Annotated in this window: 17 protein-coding genes and 1 riboswitch; of the genes, 6 read left to right on the plus strand and 11 right to left on the minus strand. The window is 60.1% G+C overall.

Going from position 1 to position 20969, the window contains the following annotated elements:
• Positions 1–360: 360 nt before the first annotated feature.
• Complete coding sequence (locus M2366_RS15060) at positions 361–849, plus strand: RNA-binding protein (protein WP_042041186.1); 489 nt, start codon at positions 361–363, stop codon at positions 847–849.
• A gap of 4 nt (positions 850–853) precedes the next feature.
• On the opposite strand, the gene murI is transcribed toward M2366_RS15060, so the two are convergent.
• The 9 genes from murI to ftnA form a co-directional block, all read right to left on the minus strand.
• Positions 854–1645, minus strand: coding sequence for a glutamate racemase (murI, locus tag M2366_RS15065; RefSeq protein ID WP_042041219.1), 792 nt, complete (start codon positions 1643–1645; stop codon positions 854–856).
• Between the two features lie 121 nt (positions 1646–1766).
• Entirely contained in the window at positions 1767–3602 is a 1836-nt protein-coding gene (locus M2366_RS15070; RefSeq protein ID WP_224431689.1) for a TonB-dependent receptor domain-containing protein, read from the minus strand.
• A gap of 51 nt (positions 3603–3653) precedes the next feature.
• Positions 3654–3831, minus strand: a riboswitch (cobalamin riboswitch).
• 113 nt (positions 3832–3944) lie between these two features.
• Positions 3945–5135 (minus strand): MFS transporter, encoded by a 1191-nt coding sequence (locus tag M2366_RS15075; protein ID WP_259270098.1) that lies wholly within the window; start codon positions 5133–5135, stop codon positions 3945–3947.
• A gap of 109 nt (positions 5136–5244) precedes the next feature.
• Complete coding sequence (locus tag M2366_RS15080) at positions 5245–5973, minus strand: LytTR family DNA-binding domain-containing protein (protein WP_075116257.1); 729 nt, start codon at positions 5971–5973, stop codon at positions 5245–5247.
• Positions 5974–6102: 129 nt separating this feature from the next.
• Positions 6103–7776, minus strand: a complete 1674-nt coding sequence (locus tag M2366_RS15085; protein ID WP_259270099.1) for a sensor histidine kinase — start codon at positions 7774–7776, stop codon at positions 6103–6105.
• A gap of 226 nt (positions 7777–8002) precedes the next feature.
• Positions 8003–10228, minus strand: coding sequence for a TonB-dependent receptor (locus M2366_RS15090; protein WP_310508877.1), 2226 nt, complete (start codon positions 10226–10228; stop codon positions 8003–8005).
• A gap of 368 nt (positions 10229–10596) precedes the next feature.
• Positions 10597–11232: a leucine efflux protein LeuE gene (gene leuE, locus M2366_RS15095; protein WP_042041194.1), complete on the minus strand. Its 636-nt coding sequence runs from the start codon at positions 11230–11232 to the stop codon at positions 10597–10599.
• A 134-nt stretch (positions 11233–11366) separates the two neighbouring features.
• Positions 11367–12551 carry an NAD(P)/FAD-dependent oxidoreductase gene (locus tag M2366_RS15100; RefSeq protein WP_042041195.1) on the minus strand — a complete coding sequence of 395 codons (1185 nt, stop codon included), beginning with the start codon at positions 12549–12551 and terminating at the stop codon, positions 11367–11369.
• Positions 12552–12724: 173 nt separating this feature from the next.
• Positions 12725–13249, minus strand: a complete 525-nt coding sequence (ftnA, locus tag M2366_RS15105; protein WP_042041196.1) for a non-heme ferritin — start codon at positions 13247–13249, stop codon at positions 12725–12727.
• Positions 13250–13441: 192 nt separating this feature from the next.
• Here ftnA and M2366_RS15110 point away from each other — a divergent pair, with 192 nt between their 5' ends.
• Positions 13442–15244 carry a diguanylate cyclase domain-containing protein gene (locus M2366_RS15110; protein ID WP_310504102.1) on the plus strand — a complete coding sequence of 601 codons (1803 nt, stop codon included), beginning with the start codon at positions 13442–13444 and terminating at the stop codon, positions 15242–15244.
• Here the strand turns inward: M2366_RS15110 and fabV are convergent.
• The gene (fabV, locus tag M2366_RS15115; RefSeq protein ID WP_259270100.1) at positions 15241–16428 is read right to left on the minus strand and encodes an enoyl-ACP reductase FabV; all 1188 of its coding nucleotides are present in this window, start codon (positions 16426–16428) and stop codon (positions 15241–15243) included. The two genes, M2366_RS15110 and fabV, sit on opposite strands and share 4 nt — an antisense overlap.
• 733 nt (positions 16429–17161) lie before the next feature.
• Here fabV and M2366_RS15120 point away from each other — a divergent pair.
• Positions 17162–17596: a universal stress protein gene (locus M2366_RS15120; protein ID WP_042041199.1), complete on the plus strand. Its 435-nt coding sequence runs from the start codon at positions 17162–17164 to the stop codon at positions 17594–17596.
• Positions 17597–17790: 194 nt separating this feature from the next.
• Positions 17791–18795, plus strand: coding sequence for a tryptophan--tRNA ligase (gene trpS / locus M2366_RS15125; protein ID WP_042041201.1), 1005 nt, complete (start codon positions 17791–17793; stop codon positions 18793–18795).
• Between the two features lie 65 nt (positions 18796–18860).
• Here trpS and M2366_RS15130 read toward each other — a convergent pair whose 3' ends face one another.
• A complete protein-coding gene (locus tag M2366_RS15130; RefSeq protein ID WP_042041203.1) occupies positions 18861–19796 on the minus strand; it encodes a LysR family transcriptional regulator in 936 nt (311 codons plus the stop codon).
• A gap of 100 nt (positions 19797–19896) precedes the next feature.
• Between M2366_RS15130 and M2366_RS15135 the strand changes: the two genes are divergently transcribed.
• Both M2366_RS15135 and M2366_RS15140 read left to right on the plus strand, forming a co-directional pair.
• A complete protein-coding gene (locus M2366_RS15135; RefSeq protein WP_042041205.1) occupies positions 19897–20793 on the plus strand; it encodes a DMT family transporter in 897 nt (298 codons plus the stop codon).
• Entirely contained in the window at positions 20778–20939 is a 162-nt protein-coding gene (locus M2366_RS15140; protein WP_157013944.1) for a hypothetical protein, read from the plus strand. Before M2366_RS15135 ends, M2366_RS15140 begins: the two co-directional genes overlap by 16 nt.
• The last annotated feature ends 30 nt before the right edge of the window (positions 20940–20969 follow it).

Below are 20969 nucleotides of genomic sequence, written 5' to 3' on the forward strand. Positions count from 1 at the left end.
CGCCCGCTTCACTGTGAAGCTAGCTCCTCAGTCCGGCGTGTTGTGCCGTGCTGGTAGGGGCGCATTATAGGGATGGCAGCCGCGCTGGCAAGCCGTTTTTTGAAGAAAATCACATAAATTGCAGCCTATTCAATTAGGAACAGCTTACCCCAAGCATATATACAGGTTTATCCACAGAAGCGTGATTTATGCCCCGTTTAGCTACCATTAAAGTAGGCAGGAGGTGGAATGTGGCATCATACTTGAGCGGAAATATCTGTACCGAGTGGCCATAGTAGCGTCATCCAGGAAAGCTGGTTACCATGGTGGTGAATATAGTGTTGCACCTTTTTTGCTTTCATTTACAAAAGGTCTTTAAAGATGAATTTATCCAAGTTTCCCGTTTATATGCAGGCTGCTGTATTAGCCCTGGTATTGGCATTGATTGGTTATCTGATTGCCCAAGCGCTGCAGTTTTCTTTGAAAGCCGAGGTGATCTTCGCCGCTGGCTTGGCGATTGGTGGCTTCGTGGTCCCTCTGTTCCTGAATAAGGCACCCGTGGCCATGGCAGCCAATGGTGCCAGCCAAGAGACTTGTACCTTATATGTAGGCAACCTGCCTTATCGCGCCAACGAGATCGCCGTGCGCGAGCTGTTCGCCGAGCAGGGTCAGGTGATTTCTGTTCGCTTGATGAAAGACAAGGCGACTGGCAAGCGCCGGGGATTCGGCTTTGTCGAGATGCCTGCTGCCGATGCGGCCAGGGCTATTGCGACGCTCAATGACAAAGAGTATCAGCAGCGCACCCTCAAGGTGCGTGAAGCCAATGACAAGCGCGACAAAGAAGAACGTGAGAACGACGTCGACGCCTGATCGCTCAGAGCAGGACTTCAGTTAAGGTAGACAGCCCCCAAGCTTGCAAGGGGGCTGTTATTTTTTTGGCCTCCTCATCCAGCCGGGTGCAGTAGGCATGCGCCTCTGGAACCCCGATTGTCGCAGCCATGCCATGACTGCTCAGCAGATGGGTCACACGCTTGGCGACTGCCGCCCCCGAATCCACCAGCTGGCAATTCGGCATGAGCTGTCGGATTTCGGCATCGAGCAAGGGAAAATGGGTACATCCCAGCACCAAGGTATCCGGTTGCTCACTCCCTTCCAGCCAGTCTGCCAATACATGGCGCAGCAGTGCCATATCCACCACCTCCCCCGCCAGCTTGCGTTCTGCCTCGACCACGAGCTCAGTCGTCCCCTTGAGCAGCACCCGCTTGCCCGGCGCAAACTGGGCAATCAGTTCGTGGGTATAAGGACGGGCCACCGTGCCCGGCGTCGCCAGCAGGCCGATACACCCGTTGCGGGTCAAGGCGGCGGCGGGCTTGATGGCGGGCACAACGCCCACCACGGGAATAGTCAGGGCGGTGCGCAAGGAGGGCAACGCTATGGTGCTGGCGGTATTGCAGGCGATCACCACCAGATCGATGGCCTGTTCGGCCACCACCCGGGTCACCAGGCGGACGCAGGCCTGGATCAGGGCAGATTCACTGAGCTCGCCATAGGGGAAGTTGGCGTTGTCGAAACAGTAATAGTAGTTATGGTCCGGCAGGCTCTGACGGATCTCGCGATATACGCTCAGTCCACCCATGCCGGAATCGAACACCAAAATATTAGCCACCTGCACCCCCTATGCTGCGAGGGTGCGATCATACTCCCGCTCCCCGCCAATAGAAAAGGCCCTGCTGCTGGCAGGGCCTGTTTTTAGGGTGCGAATGGGAGTGCTTATATAAGCAGGCTTATCAGAACCTGTAATCCGCGGTCACCCTGAACTCGGTGCCAGGACCCGGGTAGTCGACAGCAGACTCATACTGTTTGTCGAACAGGTTGTCGATGCGCCCGCCCAGGGTCAGCTGAGACGTCGCCGAATAGCTGGCCGCCAGGTTCAGCAGGGTATATGAGCCCAGTTCGACCCGCTCGGCCGGGAAGCTGGAGAAGTCCTTGTCGTCACGCTTGCCGGTATAGAGCAGCTCGCTCGACCAGTCCACGGGGCCGGTCTGCACCTGCGCCAACCAGCTGGCCTTGTTCTTGGCCCGACGCAGCAACTGGCGATCGTCATCGTTCTTGTCCTCGGCACGGGTGTAGTCATAGCTGAACTCGTGATGGACAGGCCCGGTATCCAGACCCAGTGCCAGCTCGATCCCCTTGATGTCTGCATCGGTGTTATCCGGCTTGCAGCTGGAGAAGGCACTCTGACAGGCAATCAGGTTCTGGATGCGGTTGCGATAGAGATTCACGGACCAATCCCAGGCGGTGTAACGACCGGTGAAGTCCAGCTCCAGGTTCTTGCTCTCTTCCGGCTTCAGATCCGGATTCTCATAACCCGGGTAATAGAGGTCGAGGAAAGTCGGTGCCTTGAAGGCGGTGCCATAGCTCAACCGCACATTGTGGTGCTGGTCCAGATCCAGGCCGGTGGCCGCCGACCAGGTGTTATGACGGCCGTACTGCTCGTTGTCGTCGGTGCGACCTGAGAGCTCCATCAGCAGGGCCTGCCAGCGATAGCTGCCCACGGCGAACAAGCCGGTGTTGTCACGATCCGGGGCATCGAATGCCTGGCCATAGCTGCGCGAATCGGATTTGAGCTGCTCCTGCTGCCAGTCGGCACCGCCGGTCAACACCAAGCCCTCGACGCCGCTCCAGCTGTTCAACCAGGAGAAGCGGGTCAACCCGGTGTGGATCGGCTCGGCAGAGGATTCCCCCTGACTCGCCAGCCAGTTCTTCAGCTTGTTCTCGCCATAGCTGGCCTCGAGTCGGCTATTGAAGTGCTCGGCCTGATACTTGACGGCGCCATCATACTGGAACGCCTGAACCCGGCTCTGATCCGAGCTGAGGTAGGGGTCATCCATCTCAGTCTGGTTGTCATAACCCTGGGCGTTGATATCCGCACTCCAGGCGTCACTGAAGGCGTGATTGAAACCCAGCTGACCATTCAGGCTGTCAAAGCCATCCCGATCCGGCTGCTGGGCGGCGGCGACGACGTCGTAACCGTCCCCGCGCTCGTAACCGATCATCAGATTGGCATCTGTCTTGGCACCCAGCGCCTGCACGCTGCGCAGTTGACCCAGGCCATAACCATGACTGCCCACCCCACCCTTGAGGTGGGTTTCGCCGCCCTCTTTGGCCGAGGTCTGGGTGATCAGGTTGATGACGCCACCAATGGCATCGGAACCATAGACGGCCGCACGCGGGCCGCGTATGTATTCGACACGCTCGATGTTGCCGAGGGGGATCTGGCTGAGATCGGGGGCTCCCGTCACCATGGCGGCGATGGGGCGGCCATTGACCAGTACCAGAGAGTGGTTGGAGTTGGTGCCACGAATAAAGAGGCTGCTCTGGTGGCCACGACCACCCAGGGTGGTGATCTGCACACCCGGCAGGGTCTTGAGCAACTCGGGCAGGCTCTGTACCTGGCGGGCTTCGATCTCGGCGCGATCGATCACCACAACGGGGGCCAATACCGAGCTGACAGGCTGTTCCACCCGGTTGGCGGTCACCACCAGGGTGTCATTGGCAGGCAGGGTGGACTGGGCGAAGGCGGCCGTCGGCAACAGGGCAGCCACCCAAAATTTCTTGGACATCACAGATCCTTAAGTTCGCGTAAGTATCTATTCCTTGGCCGGTTTCTCTCGGCCAGAAATACGAACTTTGGCAGGTCTTCGGACTCGGGGGCCAAGTGCCTAGGCGACGGCTTCCCGCCTTGCGGCAGTGCCCTGATGTCGCTTCGTTCCCCCTTACCGCTGCGCGCCAGCTCCGGATTCTCACCGGATTCCCTATTAAGCATGATGCGCCAAAGCGGGGGGATTATAGGAAAGGGTGGCAGAAGAGTATAGCTATTTAGCCATCCATACGTCTTTTACTCACAAAAACGAAAACCGGCGCCCATGGGCACCGGTTTGTCAGATTTATCAATAGCTTCAGGCTCAGTCGGCGTAGCTGGCCTTGGGAGCTGGCAGTCGGATGGTGAGGGAGAGCACCAGGGCCACCACCAGCAACACCAGGATCAGGTTGAAGGTCGCCATGAAGCCGCCGAACAGGGAGGCCACTATGGAGCCTATGATGCTGCCCAGACCAAAGCCCAGATAGATGACGCCGTAGTTCTTGGTCAGGTTGTTGAGACCGAAGAAGTCGCTCACCAGCGAGGGATAGACTGTGATGGTGCCACCGAAGCTGAAGGCCACGCAGGCTACCGCCACGAAGAAGAGGTTGGCATTGAGCGGCACGAACAGCAGCAACGCCATGCCACACAGGGTGATCAGCTGGGCTATGGTGATGACCCGGATGCGGGACATCTTGTCAGACAGTATGCCCAGCACCAGCCGACCACCCAGGTTGGCCATGGCGATGATGGCGACCGCATTGGCGGCAACCGCAGTCGACAGACCCACCATGTTCTCGCCTATGTCCTTGGCCACACCGATGACGTAGAGGCCGCTCATGCAGGCGGTGAGGAACATCAGCGCCAGCATCCAGTACTGCGGCTTGCGCATCGCCTCGGCCAGGGTAAAGTCACGGCTTTCGGTCTGCTGCACTGAGGCGGCCTGCTGGGGCGCATCCTTCATCAGCATGCCGCCCACCAGCACCATGGACATGGCGATCAGCCCCCACAGCTGGAAGGTCGCCTCCAGCCCGTTGTTGGAGAGCAGCAGCAGATTGATGTACTTGAAGCCGAGGCTGCCGAGGCCATAGGCACCGATCGAGCAGGCGGAGATGAGCCCCTTGCGCTCCGGGAACCACTTCACGCAGTTGGAGAGGGTCATCAGGTAGCCGGTCCCGTCGGCGAAGCCCACCAGTATGCCGGCGCAGAGGTAGAGCATGGCCAGGTTGCTGGCATGGGCGGTGAGGAAGAAGCCGATGCCAAGCAGCACGCCAGCCCCCAGGGTGACGTTGCGCACCCCGAACCGCTCCTGCAGCTTGCCCGCCAGGGAGGAGGCCACCGCCAGCGACAGGCTGAGCAGGCCGAAGGCGAAGGCCACCTGGCTCACCGGCTCGTCCAGCTTGTCGGAGAGCTGAGCGTTGAACAGGCTCCAGGTGTAAACGGAGCCCAGCGCAAACTGGGTGATGATGGTACCGATCAGGGTCAGATACCGGGTGCGATTCATCTCTTTAGTCATGATGCGTCTCGGGCGATGGTCATAAGGAAATTGAGGCCACTATAGGCAAGACGCGGCTCGCGCCGGCAGATTAAGGCATGAAATGCAGATCGGCGGGCATGAATGACAATCAGAGCCGCATCAGCTGACGGAACGCCTTGATGTTGCTGCGGCTGACCGGCACCTCGAACGGCAGATCATGAAGCCGGATGAGATAGGTGCTGTTGAACCAGGGCACTATTTCGCGGATCTTGTTGATGTTGACGCAGTAGGAGCGGTGGCAGCGAAAGAACCCCTCCGCCGGCAGGCGGCTGACAAACTCGCTGAGGGCCATGGTCATCACGTAACGATCGGTGCGGGTGTAGACATAGGTGAGCTTCTCGTCAGCCTCCGCGTAGTAAATCTGCTCGCAGGGGGTGACTATGATGCGCTCCCCCTTCACCAGATTGATGGTGCGATTGTGCGGGCTGCTCACCTCCCCCTGCCCCGGCTGCGACTTGCCCGCATGTTCGAGCTTTTGCAGCAGATTGATGATGCGCGGCTCGTTGTAGGGCTTGAGGATATAGTCGAACGCCTCCAGCTCGAACGCCTCCACAGCAAACTCCTTGTAGGCGGTGACGAAGACGATATGGGGCGGATGGCTCGACTTGTGCAGATTCTTGGCCAGCAGCAGACCGTCGATGGAGGGGATCTGGATATCCAGAAACACCACATCCACCTCGTGATCCTGCAGGTATTTGAACGCTTCCAGCCCATCTTCGAAACTCGCCACTATCTCTATGGTGCTGTGCTGGCTCACCAGATAGACCAGCTCCTCGCGAGCCAGGTATTCGTCTTCCACTATGATGGCTTTCAGCATGGCATTGCCCCCTGAGGGAGCACAGGAGAGGCCAGCGCCTCCCGCATCCAACATTCATCTCCGACAGTAATGGCTTTCAACATGACAACGCCTCTCCAGTCAGCGACTCGTCTTCAACAGTGATGGCGCTCAACATGGCATCGCCTCCTGGCTCGGCAGATAGAAACAGACTTCGGTACCCGGCTCCAGCCGCTTGAGGTGCAGGCCGTCGCCATAGAGCAGCTTGACCCGCTGATGCACGTTCATCAGGCCTATGCTGCGGCTCTCCACCCGGCCGGCGGCCACCCCGTCGATCACCGCCTGGCTGATGCCATAACCGGTGTCGCGCACCGCCACCCGGATACCCCCCGCCAGCTGCTTCACCTCTATGGTGACTTTACCGGGAGCGCTGCGGGGCTGGATGCCGTGCAGGATGGCGTTTTCCACCAGGGGCTGCAACAGCAGGCAGGGCACCTGGATGTGGACGTCGTCCACCTCGAACACCACCTCCAGCTTGTCGCCGAAGCGGGCCTGCTCGATGGCCACGTAGTCGCGCACCTGCTGCAGCTCCTCCTGAATGTCGATGAGCTCGTCCCCCTTGTTGAGGTTGTAGCGCAGGTAGTCCGCCAGGTTGGCGATGAGCTGGCGCGCCTGCTGGGGGCGGATGCGGATCAAGGATGAGATGGCATTGAGGGCATTAAACAGGAAGTGCGGGTTGATCTTGCTCTGCAGCGCGGTGAACTCCGCCTTGCGGGTCATCTCTTTGAGCTGCTCGATGCGCGACACCTCCATCTGGGTGGAGATGAGCTGGGAGAGGCCCACCGCCATCTCCCGCAGGGAGCTGGTGATGCTGTGGGTGCGGCGGTAGTAGATCTTGAGGGTGCCGCTGACGGCGCCGTTCTCCCGCAGCGGAATGATGATGACCGAGTGGAAGTCCGACAGATGATACTGGCGCAGATCGTTGTTGATGATGATCTGGTCCAGCAACACGGCGCGCTGGGTCATGTCGCTGATGGCGTGGTGCTCGTCCAGCTCGTAGTAATCCTTGCCCACCCCCACGTAGGCCAGCACGTCCCGGGTGTCGGTGATGGCCACCGCATCGGCATGGATCTCGCTCCTGATGACACCACACACCTGACCGAGGGAGTGACGATCGACCTTCTGGAAAAACGGCAGCGTCTTGTTGGCGATGTCGAGGGCCAGCTTGGCCTGCTTGGCGGCGATCAACTCCTTCTCATCATCCAGATCCTGCACCAGCTTGATGATGAGCCCGATGCAGAGCGCCCCGGCGATCATCGGGTAGGCGATGTGGCTGACGATCTCGATCCCGATGGCATGAGGTTCGGTCAGCAGCCAGATCAGCAGCATGGTCAGCCCCTCGCAGAACATCCCCGCCAGGATGCCGTACAGCCAGAGCCGCGACTTGCGGCAATGAAAGTAGATCCAGGTCGCCAGCAGGCCGGCGATGATGCTGGCGATGAGGCAGGGAATAGAGGTGTGGCCATCCATGTCGATGAGGTAGCGATGCAGACCCGAGATGACCCCGGCCGGGATGCCGACCCAGGGGCCAAACAGTATGCCGCCGGAGATGATGGCGATGATCCGCACGTTGATGAGCGCCCCCTCCACCGGAATGCCGGTGTAGGTACTGAACACCGCGAACAGGCCGAAGATGACCGCGACCAGCACCAGCTCGGCCGGGGTATGGTTCTGCTTTTGAAACAGCCGCTGAAAGGGCCGGGTGCGGGTCAGGAAGAACAGGGTCATTAGCATCAACGCCGCCCGTTCAAATACGGCCAGCAACATCATCTGGTTTTCGAGCATGGATACCTCAGGGGGTCGGTGCGCGACTGGCGGCCCACTATAGGGATTATGGGGCCGGGCGCCGCTGACCGGGATCAAGGCGGGGACATTAACGCGTCACGCCTGAAACACAAAGACCCCGCTCATGGGAACGGGGTCTTTGTGGTCATATCCTGTTCAGTGCCTGAGCCGAGCACCGACAGAGGTGAGTGCTATGCTGGCCAAGCCAGCACGCTCAATACCCTGCTCAGTATTTGACTTGGTAGTTGACGGTAAAGGTGCGACCGCGTCCCTGATAGTCAAACATCTCGGCTGGCCCATAGTAGCTGTAGAGACTAGCGGCGCGCTGACCCCATACGGTGCTGTACTGCTTGTCGAGCAAGTTCTGCACACCGAAGCCCAGGCTGCCCACCGGCAACTCATAGCTGCCAATCAGATCCAGCAGGGTGTAACCCTCAATCTTGCCATCGGCATCGTCGGTCAGATCAAACAGCGTCTGGCTCTGCAGCTTCATCGCCAGCGCATCTTGCTGCCAACCCAGCCAGGCAGCAGCCTTGGAGCCGCTGGCATTATCCACCGATACCTTCTCCCAGCCACCCTCGGCGCTCTTCTGCTCCGACTTGACCAGGTGACCATTGGCGCCCAACTGCCAGGCATCGGTCAGCCAATAGGAGGCCTGCCCTTCTATCCCATACACTCGCTTCTCGTCATCCAACACACTGATCAGCATGGTCGACTTGTCTACCTTGACCGCCTTGTCGGACAAGGAGAGATAGGCCGCACTCTGCAGACTCAGGCGATCGGTATCATGACGTACCCCTATCTCGTAGCTGTTGGTCTTGATGCCCTGCAACTTGGAATCGGCTACGTTGACGCTCTTTTGCAGGCTGTAGTGGCCCTGAGCATCCGGGGTCTTGCTGTAAGTGCCGGTACCATAGTACTTGGAGGGATCCGAGAGATCGAAGCCCTGGGAGAAGTTGGCCCACAGCTGGGTTTGAGGCGTCAGCTTGTAGAGGGTGCCCAGATTGAACAGTCCGGTGTTGTAGCTGGTCGTGCCCCCCGGTACTGCATCGGCACTGCTGCCCTTGCCGAAGGCGATGTTGCGCTGCATGTTGTAGTCGACGAAGTCGTCAATCTTGTTGCGGGTGTACTGGTAGCGATAGCCCCCATCCAGGGACCAGCGGTCGGTGACGGCAAATTCGGTTTGCAGGAAACCCGCCAGGGACTCCACTTCGACCCCGGGGTAGCGACCTATGGTGCTGGCGGTCTTGTTGACCAGACCGCCGCTGTCATAGCTGGTCTGCTTGTCAAACAGGGCCTGGTTGCTCTTGAGGGTATCGATGAAACCATCGACCCCATAGGTCAGGGTCAGGCGATCCCAATCCTTGATCAGCGCGGTGCGCAGGCTCACCACATCCGTGCTCTGCTCGGAGGCGGCCAGGTAGCTGCCATAGATGAAGGGAATGAAAGAGAACTCTTCACTGCGATAAGAGGCCTGCACCATCAGGGTGTGATTCAGGAAGTCGGTGTTGCGGTAGTCGGCGTTGAGCAACCAGCGCTCGGTCGCGCCTTGGCGATCGGATTCAAAACCATCACGCACTGCAATCAGGCTGGTGTCCGCCGGGTTGCCGGTAATGTTGCCCGGCGCACCGGCCAGATCCTGACCGAAGTAGATGCCGTAAGGGCTATCCTGCTTGCTGCTGTAGTACTGGGCCAGCAACGTCAGACTCTGAGTGCCGGATGGAGTGAAAGTCAGGCTGCCCATGGTATCTATCACTTCGTTGAACTGCAGCGACCCCTGAGTGATGTCCGGCACCACCATGTCTCCACCCGCATCGAAGAAGGCCTTGTTGCTGCTGTAGACGAGGGAGGCGCGCCCCTGTACCAGATCATTACCCCCCGCCACCGACTGGGCCAGTTTGTAATCAACATCTTCATGACTGTTAAAACCCGTGGTGGTACCTGCATAGCTCTCGAATTGCAGCTCGCCCTGTTCACCCTTCTTGGTCACTATGTTGACCACACCGCCGGTAGCACCCGCGCCATAGATGGACGTCGCCCCCGACAGCACCTCGATGCGCGCGATGTTAAAAGGATCGATGGAATCGAGCTGACGGCTGATGAGGCGGGCCGAATTGAGGGAGACACCATCTATCATCACCAGCATGGCGCGGCCACGCAGGTTCTGACCATAGTTGGTCCTTCCCTGGCTGCTGACATCCAGGGAAGGCACCACGGCTGCCAATATCTCGCCCAGGCTCTTGCCGCCGCGGGACTCCTGTTCTATCCGCTGTGAATCCACATACCAGACGGTACCCGGAATGTCGCTGATGCTCTTGGGGGCATGGCTGGCGACCACCACCATGGTCTCCGGCTTGGCCTCGGTCTGTGCCGCCAGGGCAGGGAAGGCACCGGTCATGGTCAGCGCGAGTACCAGGGCATTCAGGGGATAGTTCCTTGCTTGTCTTAACATGACGTCCTGCTCTACCTGTTCATGGGTGCCTTTGGCACCATTTATTGCTATCGATGATGCGGCCGTGGGGACCGAGCATCCGTTATTGTCGTGACGGATGGCTTGCCCATGAGTCATCGAGAGGAATACCTATCCCCCGCCAACCACAAGAGATGCCCCACCGGGATCGGGCAGCCTGATGCCAATCAGCGACTGAGGATGTTAATAAGTATCATTTGTGACTTCAATTGTTTTGTGGGAAGAAGAGAGCGGCGCAGTAGAGGCCAACTAATTGATAAAGAAGTGATTAATGAGCAGAGACAGGCATATGAGGGGAGAACAGAATACACAACCTCACCCGACGCCAAGCCGGGTGAGTTCATCATCACTCAGGAAAGAGTGGCGAGCCGGGCGGCGAACCCCATGAAGAAGAGGCCGATCAGACCGTTGCCCAGCTTGGCCAGGCGCAGTTTGCGTTGAAAAAAGCGCGCCATCAGGGAGCCGCCAAAGATGAGCAAGGTCAGATACACAAAGCTCATGGCCTCCAGCATGCCGGCCAGCACCAGGTAGGAGAGCCAGGTGTGGGCATAGTTGAAATCGATGAACTGCACGAAGAAGGAGACGTAGAACAGGATCGCCTTGGGATTGGTGAGGCTCAGGGTCAGCGCCTTGCCAAAGTAGTTCTCCCCCTGAACCGGGTCGGCAGGGTGACTCTCCGTCCTGGCGACGAAGTTGTCATACAGTATTCTCACCCCCAGATAGAGCAGATAGATGGCCCCCAGGTAGCGCACCAGGGTAAACAGCAAGGGTGTGGTACGGATCAGGGAGGCGACCCCCAGATAGGCGCAGAAGATGAGCAGGGCATCGCCGACGAAGACGCCGAGGGCGGCGCGATAACCGGGGCCTATGCCGCGGCTGGCACCGGTTCGCAATACATAAATGGAGTTCGGGCCCGGGGCTATGATGATGAAAAAAAGGCCGACTAAATAAGTCCAGACATTGATGACACCCAGGCTTTCAAACATGTTCCACCTCAATAGCAAAGACGAAGAGATGGGAAAGGAGACGGCACGGTCGCCATCTCACTCCTCATCGACCATGGATCCATCCTAACCTTGCGCGAATAAAGCACAAGCCTCTCACTTGGGAACGGCGAAGATCAGCAATATTGTCCCGCCACCCAACCGGACGACCAGGCCCACTGGAAGTTGTAACCCCCGAGCCAGCCGGTCACGTCCACCACCTCGCCGATGAAATAGAGCCCGGGCACCTGACGCGCCTCCATGGTCTTGGAGGAGAGTGCGTTGGTGTCGACCCCTCCCAGGGTCACTTCGGCGGTGCGGTAGCCTTCGGTACCGTTGGGCAGCAGCTGCCAATCTTCCAGCAGGGCGGCAATGGCCTCCAGCTCCCGCTCGTTGTATTGGCGCATCGGCTTGTTAGTGAGCTGGCCCAGCTCCACCAGGGTATCGACGAAGCGCTTGGGCAGCTCGCGGCCCAGCACGGTTTTGAGCTCCTGAGCCGGATGAGCCTGCGCCCACCCTTTCAGCGTCGCCAATATGTCGAGATCGGGCAGCAGGTTGATATGGATCTTCTCCCCCGGCAGCCAGAAGGAGGAGATCTGCAAGATAACGGGGCCGGAGAGGCCGCGATGGGTAAACAGCATGGCCTCCTTGAAGCGGGTGCCATCCTCGGCGGTCACTGCGACCGGCAGGCTGACCCCGGCCAGAGCAGCAAACGCCTCCTTGTCGGCCTGATGCAGGGTGAAGGGCACCAGACCGGCGCGGGTCGGCAGCACGGGCAGACCAAACTGTTCCGCCAGCTTGTAGCCGAAGGGGGTCGCGCCGAGTTTGGGCATGGAGAGGCCACCGGTCGCCACCACCAGGGATTGGCACGCTATCTCCCCCTTGCTGGTCACGAGCACGAAACCGTCTTCGCTCTTGGCGACGCTCAGGATCTCGGTCTGGAACTGCAGGCTCACCCCGGCCCAGTCACACTCGGTGAGCAGCACATCGACGATCTCTTTGGCACTCTCGTCGCAAAACAGCTGACCCAGGGTCTTCTCGTGATAGTTGACCCCGTGTCTGTCCACCAGATCGATGAAATCCTGCTGGGTGTAGCGGGCCAGGGCCGACTTGCAGAAGTGAGGGTTGCTGCAGAGGAAGGCCTGGGGCCCAGTCTGATGATTGGTGAAGTTGCAGCGGCCGCCGCCACTGATCAGTATCTTGCGGCCCGGTTTCTTGGCGTTGTCGAGCACCAGTACCGAACGACCCCGATACCCCGCCTGCTGGGCACACATCAAACCGGCCGCACCGGCCCCGATCACCACAACATCCGTTCTTATCATCACAGCGCCACTCACCTGAAACAGATCAACAAGAGCGGGGCCAACGCACAGACCCCAACCATCACCCCCCGGCCACCAAAAAAAGAAACGGCCCACGAGGGGGCCGTATTGTACTGACTGAACATTAAGTGTCCACGACTTATCGGGAGACTTAAGCAAGCCTCATCCAGGGATCAGGCGTTGTTGTCCATCACGCTGGCGGGGGACGCCTTGGCCAGCTCGGCCAGCTCCTTGTCGATGAAGTAGAGGCCCTTGCCATCCTCGCCCACCAGGTTGAGGCGGTCCACTATGCTCTTGAACAGCTTCTCTTCCTCATGCTGCTCGGCCACATACCACTGCAGGAAGTTGAAGGTGGAGTAATCCTGGGTAGTGAAGGCAACGTGGGCCAAGCCATTGATGCACTGGGTGATGTGGTGCTCATGCTCGAGGGTGGTGCGAAACACATCGCCCAGGGTGGTGAATTCGTGGGGAGGGGCACTGATGGCACCCAGTATCGGCATGGCGCCGGTCTCACTCACATAGGTAAAGAGACGCTCCATGTGCTGACGCTCTTCCACCGCATGCTTGCGCAGGAAAGTGGCGGCACCTTCGAAACCCTTGTCCTCGCACCAGGCGCTCATCTGCAGGTAGAGGTTGGAGGAATAGAATTCCAGGTTTATCTGGTCGTTCAACTTCTCGATCATGGCTTGGGCCAACATGCTGATTCTCCACTGTGATTTGGGTTCGATTGTCGCGACGAAGCGGATCTGGATCAACCACTTGCCGCAGGATTTGTTGCAGTTTCAACCAATGCCTCAGCCTTACCCCCATATGGGCATGGCGAGTCGATGAAGCATGCTGTACTCAAGCGTACCCCTTATCATGGCGCCCATGATCCGGGACCCTCGCTGATGCGCCGCTATTTTCTGCTGTTACTGTGCTGGCTTGACCAGGTGCAGGCCGCGCCTTCCCTGCTGAATGATGCCGAATGGCGAGCCGCGCGCGATCCCGCCGTCTACCTCAGCCAGCTCGATGCCCTGACGGGTCAGGACATGGAACTGTTTCACGCCAGATCCCTGGCCAAGGCACACTTGGGTGACTACCGGGGCGCCCAGCTCGACAACGCCAGGGCCAGGGCGCTGGCCGCCAGCCATCAGGAAGCCTCCAGACAGCGGGATTTCCAGCTGCAGCAGATAGCCCTCGCCCTGGATACCGCCGCCCCCGACCAGGCCTTTACCCTGCTCGCTCAGCTCGAACCCGCACTGCAGGACGATGCGGCGCAGCGCGCGCAATGGCATGCCCTGAACGGCCTGGCTCACTATAAAACCAATCAGCTGCAATCGGCCATTGCCGAACTCAAGAGCGCCTTCCTGCTCAAACGCCAACTCAAGCAGGAGAGCAAGCAGGCTCAGTTGCAGTGCATACAGCTGCTCATCACCCTGGGCAACCTCTACGCCGACATCGGGCTGGGTCAGGAGGCAGAACAGCACTATCTGGATGCCCTGCGGCGCAGCCTGAGCCTGGATGAGCCCAACAGTCAGACCCTCATCAAGGCCAACATGGCGCGACTCTATCTCGACATGGATCGCCCGGCACGAGCCCGTCAGCTACTCGATAGCCAGCTGGCCAACCCGGCTCTCTCTCCCGACTATCGCGCCGCCATGCTGGGCTATCTCGCCATGGCCCTCAATGCCGAGGGTAACGGCTCGGCGGCACTGCGTCATCTGGATCAGGCAGAGGCGCTGCATCAGCAACTCGGCTACCCGACCCCTCCCGGCCTGCTGACCACCCGGGCCGCAGCCCTGCGCAGTCAGGGCGAGACGGGCCCAGCCCTGGCACTGCTCGAGGAGGCCGGGACGCTGGATCTTTCAGGCAAGGCGCTTCGGGCCGAACTCCTGGCCGGACAAGGCAACTATGCCGCCGCCTACCGGGGGCTCAGTGACTATCATGCCGACTATCGCCAGCACTTCAACCGTACCCTGAGCGAACACGCGGCCGCCTTCCAGGCGCAAATGGATTTGGCCCGTAGCGAGAGCGATAACCACAGACTGGTACTGGAAAACGAACGGCGGCGCCAGCAGATAGCCCACCAGCAGAGTGCCCGCAACTATCAGTTGATGCTGGTGATGCTGCTGCTCAGCGCCCTGATCCTCCTCGGTATCACCACCCACCGCCTGCATCGCAGCTCCCGTCGCCTCTATCGGCTGGCCAGTTTCGATCAGCTCACCGGGCTCGCCAACCGGCACGCCCTGCAAGAGCGGTTGCAGACTCTCTGGCAGCAGGAGGGGCCCCTCTCCCTGATCATCATCGACATCGATCACTTCAAGCAGATCAATGATCAGCACGGCCATGGTGCGGGGGATATCGCCATCGCCCGCCTTGGGCAGTTGCTTGGGGAGTGGGCGCCGGAGCGGGAGCTGATCGGCCGCTGGGGTGGGGAGGAGTTTCTGGTCGCCATACCGCTACCGGCGCAAGATTGCTGGCACCTGGCTGAGCAGTTGCGCCAGCGAGTGGCCGCCGAGCGGGAACCCGGTCGCCCCGTGATGACCATCAGCCTGGGGGTCGCTGGCCGGGAAGATCCTCATGAGACGCTTACTCAGCTCATTCACAGGGCTGACATGGCCATGTATCAGGCCAAGCGTCAGGGGCGCAACCAGACGGTGCTGGCGGCGCCGCCACACACTGTGGTCACGCTGTCTCGCAGCCTGGCCTAGGGCTGCAACTCGCCGAGGGCCTTGATGTCGACCGGCATCTCGTAATCCACACCGGGCAAGTCGAAGCCATTGAGCTGCAGAAAATCCCGTCTCAGCCCGGCAAAATCCCCCATGCTCTCGAAGTTCTGGGGGGTCAGCTTGGGCCAGAGTGCAGAGACCGCCGCCTGCACTGCCGGGTTCAACTCATGGTCATCCATGCGGATCAGCCTGTGACCATCGGCCACCACTCCTTGCTTACCGTACATCTTGTTGGCGAACAGACGATGCATCTGCTCGATGCATCCTTCGTGCACCCCCTGCTCCTTCATGACCCCCATCAGCAGCCCCAGATAGACGGGCAGTACGGGAATATAGGCGCTGGCCTTGGTCACCAGTGCCTTGCACACGCTGACCCAGGCGTGGCCGCCGATCGCCGCAAGCTGCAGGTTGATCGCCTCGGCGGTGCTGTGCAGGTGCTCCTTGGCATAGCCTATGGTGCCGTCTCGATAGAGGGGATAAGTGGACTCTGGGCCTATATAGGAGTAGGCGACCGTCTGCACCCCGGGCGCCAGACAATCGGCATCCTGCAACGCCTGCAACCAGTGCTGCCAATCCTCCCCGCCCATCACGGTGACGGTGTCGCGGATCTCCTCGGCACTGGCGACCGGCAGGGTCTGTTCCTCGAGGGCATAGTGCTCCAGATTCAGCCCCAGGCCGGTGAAGGGTTGCCCCGTGCTCTTGAGGACAGATCGCACCTGGCGGCCATCGGCCAGTACCCGCACACCGCTCGCCAGGGAGTAGATAACCAGATCCACCTGCCCCCACTGTTGGCGAATCGTCGCTATGGCTTGCTGGCGCATCGCGTCCGAGAAAGCATCGCCGATCAGATTCAGGGCCAGCCGCCCCTGCTGTTCAGCGGCCTGCTTGAACCAGATGTTGTTGTACCAGCCTGCGCTGCCAACCCCTTTCTCGGAGGGGCCCCGCTCAAACGAGATGCCAAGGGAGTCGGCCCCGGCACCGAAGGTGAGCGCGATGCGTGAGGCCAATCCAAAGCCGGATGAGGCGCCGAGGACAAGCACCCGCCTGGGGCCATTGAACTGGCCCGCGGCGCGGATCTCGGCTATCTGTTGTTCCACTGCGGCACGGCAGCCGATGGGATGGCAGTTGCGGGCGACGCAGCCCTGGATCTCGGGACGGATGATCATGGCACTTCTCCAAAGTCACTGGCTTGAGCATAGCCAGCGGGGGAGGAGATGACCTTGATATGGCGCAGCGTCTGAACAAGAAAGGGGGGTAAAAAAACAAAGGGAGCCATAGGCTCCCAAAGCGGTATTCAGATGCTTCTTGTTATGTTGTGATCCTTGCGAAACACGGGCACATCCTATGCCCGGCGCGGACAAGGGGCAAGTTGCCCGCTGTGACCCGCCTCATGTTTCCGCTCATTTCATCGGCGCACAATGACGGCAAAGGGGCCTGGCTCACATATCTCGATACAGAGTGACGAACACGAGGCCTGGTTCATGCGCATCGACACACTATGACGATAAAGGGGCCTGGCTCACACATCTCGATACAGAGCGACGAGCACGAGGCATGGCTGCACGATGGCGATAACGGAACCTGGCTCACGCATCTCGATACAGAGCGACGAGCACTAGGCCTGGCTGCACGATGGCGATAACGGAACCTGGCTCACATATCTCGATACAGAGTGACGAGCACGAGGCCTGGCTGCCCGATGGTGATAACGGAACCTGGCTCACGCATCTCGATACAGAGCGACGAGCACTAGGCATGGCTGCACGATGGCGATAACGGAACCTGGCTCACAAATGCGGTACAGAGGAGTGCCATGGGTACATAAAGCTGTGATGAGAATGACATTTTAGTTTCAATAGCGATTGGTATAGTGACAAGACTATCTGTGAGGAGAATCCCATGAGTGGAACCCATTACAAGCATGTGCTGGTCGCGATCGACCTGTCGGAAGACAACCGCAAGGTGATTGAGAAGGCGGTCGATCGGGCCATCTCCAACGGTGCCAAGCTGTCGGTGATCCATGTCGATGTCGACCTCAAGGATCTCTACACCGAGATGATAGATATCGACATCGACAATGTGCAGGATCAGGTGATCGCCGAGGCCAAGGAGAAGCTGGAAGCCTTCCTGGCGCCGGTGGAGTACCCCATCGAGAAGAAGCTGGTGATCTGCGGCGACCTGAGCGAGCGGGTCAATCAGGCGGTACGTGACTATGACATCGACCTGCTGGTCTGTGGCCATCGTCAGAGCTTCTGGAGCCTGCTGACCTCCAGTGCCCGCCAGCTGATGAACACAGTGCCTTGCGACCTGCTGGTCGTGCCCTTGCAGAAGTGATGGAACAGGCGTAGCTTGAGTGGCCATGAACATGACCGCCTTCAACAAAGATTACTGGTGGTGCTGCTCCTAAACAGGCGGCACCGCTTTTCTATGTAAGATTTCCCAAAGAAAACACAGTGGCCGCCGAGAGGCGGTCATTGTATTTGTGTCCTTTGTCGCCTCCCGGCCCACCCCAGACTGGAGAGAGTGACATGCAAACCCCCATCATACTCACGGGCGACAGGCCCACCGGCAAACTGCACATAGGCCACTATGTCGGATCCCTGCGCCAACGGGTGCAGGCGCAACAGACCCACCGCCAGTTCGTGATGATTGCCGACTTGCAGGCACTGACCGACAACAGCCATGACCCGGCCAAGGTCACCGGCAACGTGCTGGAGGTGATGGCCGACTATCTGGCCGCCGGGCTGGATCCCGCCAAGACGACCTTCTGCCTGCAGAGTGCCCTGCCCGCCCTCCCCGAGCTGACCGGTTACTACCTCAATCTGGTCAGCGTCGCCCGCCTCGAGCGCAACCCCACCGTCAAGGCGGAGATCCAGCAAAAAGGCTTTGAGCGCAGCCTGCCTGCCGGCTTCCTGGTCTATCCGGTCAGTCAGGCGGCCGACATCACCGCATTTCGGGCCACTCATGTACCGGTCGGTGAGGATCAGCTGCCCATGCTGGAGCAGACCAACGAGATAGTGCGTCGCTTCAACGGTCTGGTCGGGAGAGAGGTGCTGACCGAGTGCCAACCCATCTTGAGCGACACCGGCCGCCTGCCCGGTATCGACGGCAAGGCCAAGATGTCCAAGTCCCTCGGCAATACCATAGAACTCGGCATGTCCGAGGCGGAGATCAAGCAGGCAGTCCATGGCATGTATACCGACCCCAATCACCTCAGGCTGAGCGATCCGGGTCAGGTCGAAGGGAATACGGTGTTCACCTATCTGGATGCCTTCCACCCGGACAAGGCACTGGTGGCCGAGATGAAGGCGCACTACCGGCGCGGTGGCCTGGGGGACATGCGCTGCAAGCAGGTGCTGAACGACTGCCTGCAAAGCCTGCTTGCTCCCATGCGACTGCGCAGGCAGCAGGCCATGAGCGAACGGGGCGAACTGCTCACGCTGCTGCGCCAGGGCACCGAGCAGGCGCGCACCGTCACGGACAGGGTGCTGGGAGAAGTGAAGCGGGCCATGGGCCTCAACTACTTCGACTAAGCGCCACCGGGCCCTCGCCCCCTGCCACTCAGCCCCCGGTGGTGCACCCGGGGGCAAGGGGGTGGCTATCCGCCGAGGGAGGTCAGGCCATAGCGCCCCTCGGCCAGGGCATGCAGCTCCCCCTTGAACCAGCGGATCGCCTCGTCATGGGCGCTCAGGGGGTGGCCCGCCATCAGGTAGACGATGGGGATGGCCGGTTCGAGTTGATGGAGTTGCAGCGGATAATCGCGACTAAAGTCACGGCCTATCATCTCGGGCACCACCACCAGATAACGCCGGGTCGCCATCAACTGGGGCACTGCCATGAAGCTTGGCAACCTGACCCCCAGCTCCCGCTCCACCCCGAACCGGGCCAGCCAGAGATCCACCATCGCCTGGCTGTGGCCCCAGCTCGAGGTATGGATATGGGGCTTGCTCACCAGCTCCCTCGGCCCCAACCGCTCGGGCAGGCCGCTGTCCATGGGGGAGAGACAAACCAGGGGATTGCTGAACCAGTCCTCACGCCACAAGCGGGGCGAGAGGTGATCGGCCCCGGCAAAACCCACCACCAGATCCAGCTCCCCCTTCTCCAGTTCACGCTCGTAGTCGCTGGCCGCCAGCTCGCACACCTCCAGCCGGCAGTGGGGAGCAAGCCGATGAAGCCGTTCGACCATGGCGGGAACCAGACCATGCTCCACCGAGCCCGGCAGCGCCATGCGAAATACCCGGCGGGCGCTGGCGGGGTCGAACCCCTTGGCCTGACGCAAGCCCTGCTCCAGCATGGCCAGGGCCTGGCGTACCGGCCCGGCCAGGGCCTTGGCCCGCTCGGTCGGCATCATCTCGCGCCGGCTCATGACGAAGAGGGGATCATCCAGCGCCTGACGCAGTCGGCCCAGGGCATGACTGACGGTGGATTGGGAGAGGTGGAGCCGTTCGGCGGCCCGGGTGACGTTGCGCTCCTGCATCAACACATCGAACAGGGTGAGCAGGTTGAGATCGAGCCGGGCGAGGGAGAGTTCCATCGATATTGACCATAGGCAAATGCCAACAATTCATTTTCTACATAGTAACAGAGTCCCTAGAATGCGCTCATTCATTGCATCATCGACAACGAGACAAGACATGCGTAGTTATCTGTTACTGCTGGCCATCGGCCTGCTGTGGGGTTCCCAGTTCATCTTCATGCACCAGGCCGTGGCCGAAATGCCGCCGATCCTGGTCGCCGCCGGGCGTGCCCTGTGTGGCAGCCTGACCCTGGGGCTGCTCTGTCTGTTCATGCGACTCAAGAGCGAACACACCCCCTGGCGCACCTACATGTTGATCGCCCTGCTCGATGCCACCATCCCCTTCATCATGGTGGCCTGGGGCCAGCAGTATGTGGACAGCGCCATCGCCGCCGTGGTGATGGGTTGCATCCCCTTCGTCACCATCCTGATGGCGCCGCTGTTTATCTCGGGTGAAAAAATCACCAAGAGCGGTCTGCTCTCCGTGGTGGTGGGCTTCATCGGCGTGCTGGTGCTGTTCTGGCCAAAACTGTCCGGTGGCATGAATGCCGGTCTGGTGGGCGCCGTGGCGATCCTGTTCGGAGCCAGCTGCTTCGCCATCGGCCTGCTGATGATCAAGCGCTTCGCCAAGGATCACCCGGTGGTGGTGGCCCGTAACATTCTCATCTCCTCGGCCATTCAACTGCTGATCGCCGCCCCCTTCCTGATCGATCTCGACAGCCTGACCCTGCCGAGCCAACAGGCTACCATCGCCGTGGTGGTGCTGGGCATCTTCTGTACCGGTCTGGTCTACTTCCTCTATATGGCATTGATCCAGAAGGCAGGCCCGACCTTCGCCTCCTTCAGCAACTATCTGGTGCCCCTGTTTGGGGTGGTGCTGGGTGCCCTGTTCCTCGGTGAGCAGATCCACTCCACCACCGGTGTCGCCCTGATGCTGATCCTGGGCTCGGTCGCCATGAACCAGTGGGCCCAGCAGCGTCGCAATCGCCGGGAAAGCCTGTGTCAGGCATCCTGACCTCCCTGTGTGGCGGTCTGGTGCTGATTGCCGGCTGGCAGTACCGCCACAAGCTGGCAGGGCTCGTCGGCCTCTTGATGGTGCTGCTGCCCTGGCTGTTTGACAGCCGCCTGCAGGCCATCCTGAGCCAGGTCATCAAGGCCTGACACTCGGCGGCCCCTCAAGATATTGTCTCC

Source organism: Aeromonas sp. BIGb0405 (assembly GCF_024807335.1).
Classification (GTDB): Bacteria; Pseudomonadota; Gammaproteobacteria; order Enterobacterales; family Aeromonadaceae; genus Aeromonas; species Aeromonas rivuli.

What these genes read in the sequence shown, in the direction of transcription:
- M2366_RS15120 (WP_042041199.1), top strand. Translation starts at nt 17,162, where the DNA reads ATGAGTGGAACCCATTACAAGCATGTGCTGGTCGCGATCGACCTGTCG.
- M2366_RS15080 (WP_075116257.1), bottom strand. Translation starts at nt 5,973, where the DNA reads ATGCTGAAAGCCATCATAGTGGAAGACGAATACCTGGCTCGCGAGGAG.
- M2366_RS15135 (WP_042041205.1), top strand. Translation starts at nt 19,897, where the DNA reads ATGCGTAGTTATCTGTTACTGCTGGCCATCGGCCTGCTGTGGGGTTCC.
- M2366_RS15075 (WP_259270098.1), bottom strand. Translation starts at nt 5,135, where the DNA reads ATGACTAAAGAGATGAATCGCACCCGGTATCTGACCCTGATCGGTACC.
- leuE (WP_042041194.1), bottom strand. Translation starts at nt 11,232, where the DNA reads ATGTTTGAAAGCCTGGGTGTCATCAATGTCTGGACTTATTTAGTCGGC.
- M2366_RS15060 (WP_042041186.1), top strand. Translation starts at nt 361, where the DNA reads ATGAATTTATCCAAGTTTCCCGTTTATATGCAGGCTGCTGTATTAGCC.
- M2366_RS15090 (WP_310508877.1), bottom strand. Translation starts at nt 10,228, where the DNA reads ATGTTAAGACAAGCAAGGAACTATCCCCTGAATGCCCTGGTACTCGCG.
- M2366_RS15070 (WP_224431689.1), bottom strand. Translation starts at nt 3,602, where the DNA reads ATGTCCAAGAAATTTTGGGTGGCTGCCCTGTTGCCGACGGCCGCCTTC.
- M2366_RS15130 (WP_042041203.1), bottom strand. Translation starts at nt 19,796, where the DNA reads ATGGAACTCTCCCTCGCCCGGCTCGATCTCAACCTGCTCACCCTGTTC.
- M2366_RS15085 (WP_259270099.1), bottom strand. Translation starts at nt 7,776, where the DNA reads ATGCTCGAAAACCAGATGATGTTGCTGGCCGTATTTGAACGGGCGGCG.
- M2366_RS15110 (WP_310504102.1), top strand. Translation starts at nt 13,442, where the DNA reads ATGCGCCGCTATTTTCTGCTGTTACTGTGCTGGCTTGACCAGGTGCAG.
- trpS (WP_042041201.1), top strand. Translation starts at nt 17,791, where the DNA reads ATGCAAACCCCCATCATACTCACGGGCGACAGGCCCACCGGCAAACTG.
- ftnA (WP_042041196.1), bottom strand. Translation starts at nt 13,249, where the DNA reads ATGTTGGCCCAAGCCATGATCGAGAAGTTGAACGACCAGATAAACCTG.
- M2366_RS15100 (WP_042041195.1), bottom strand. Translation starts at nt 12,551, where the DNA reads ATGATAAGAACGGATGTTGTGGTGATCGGGGCCGGTGCGGCCGGTTTG.
- fabV (WP_259270100.1), bottom strand. Translation starts at nt 16,428, where the DNA reads ATGATCATCCGTCCCGAGATCCAGGGCTGCGTCGCCCGCAACTGCCAT.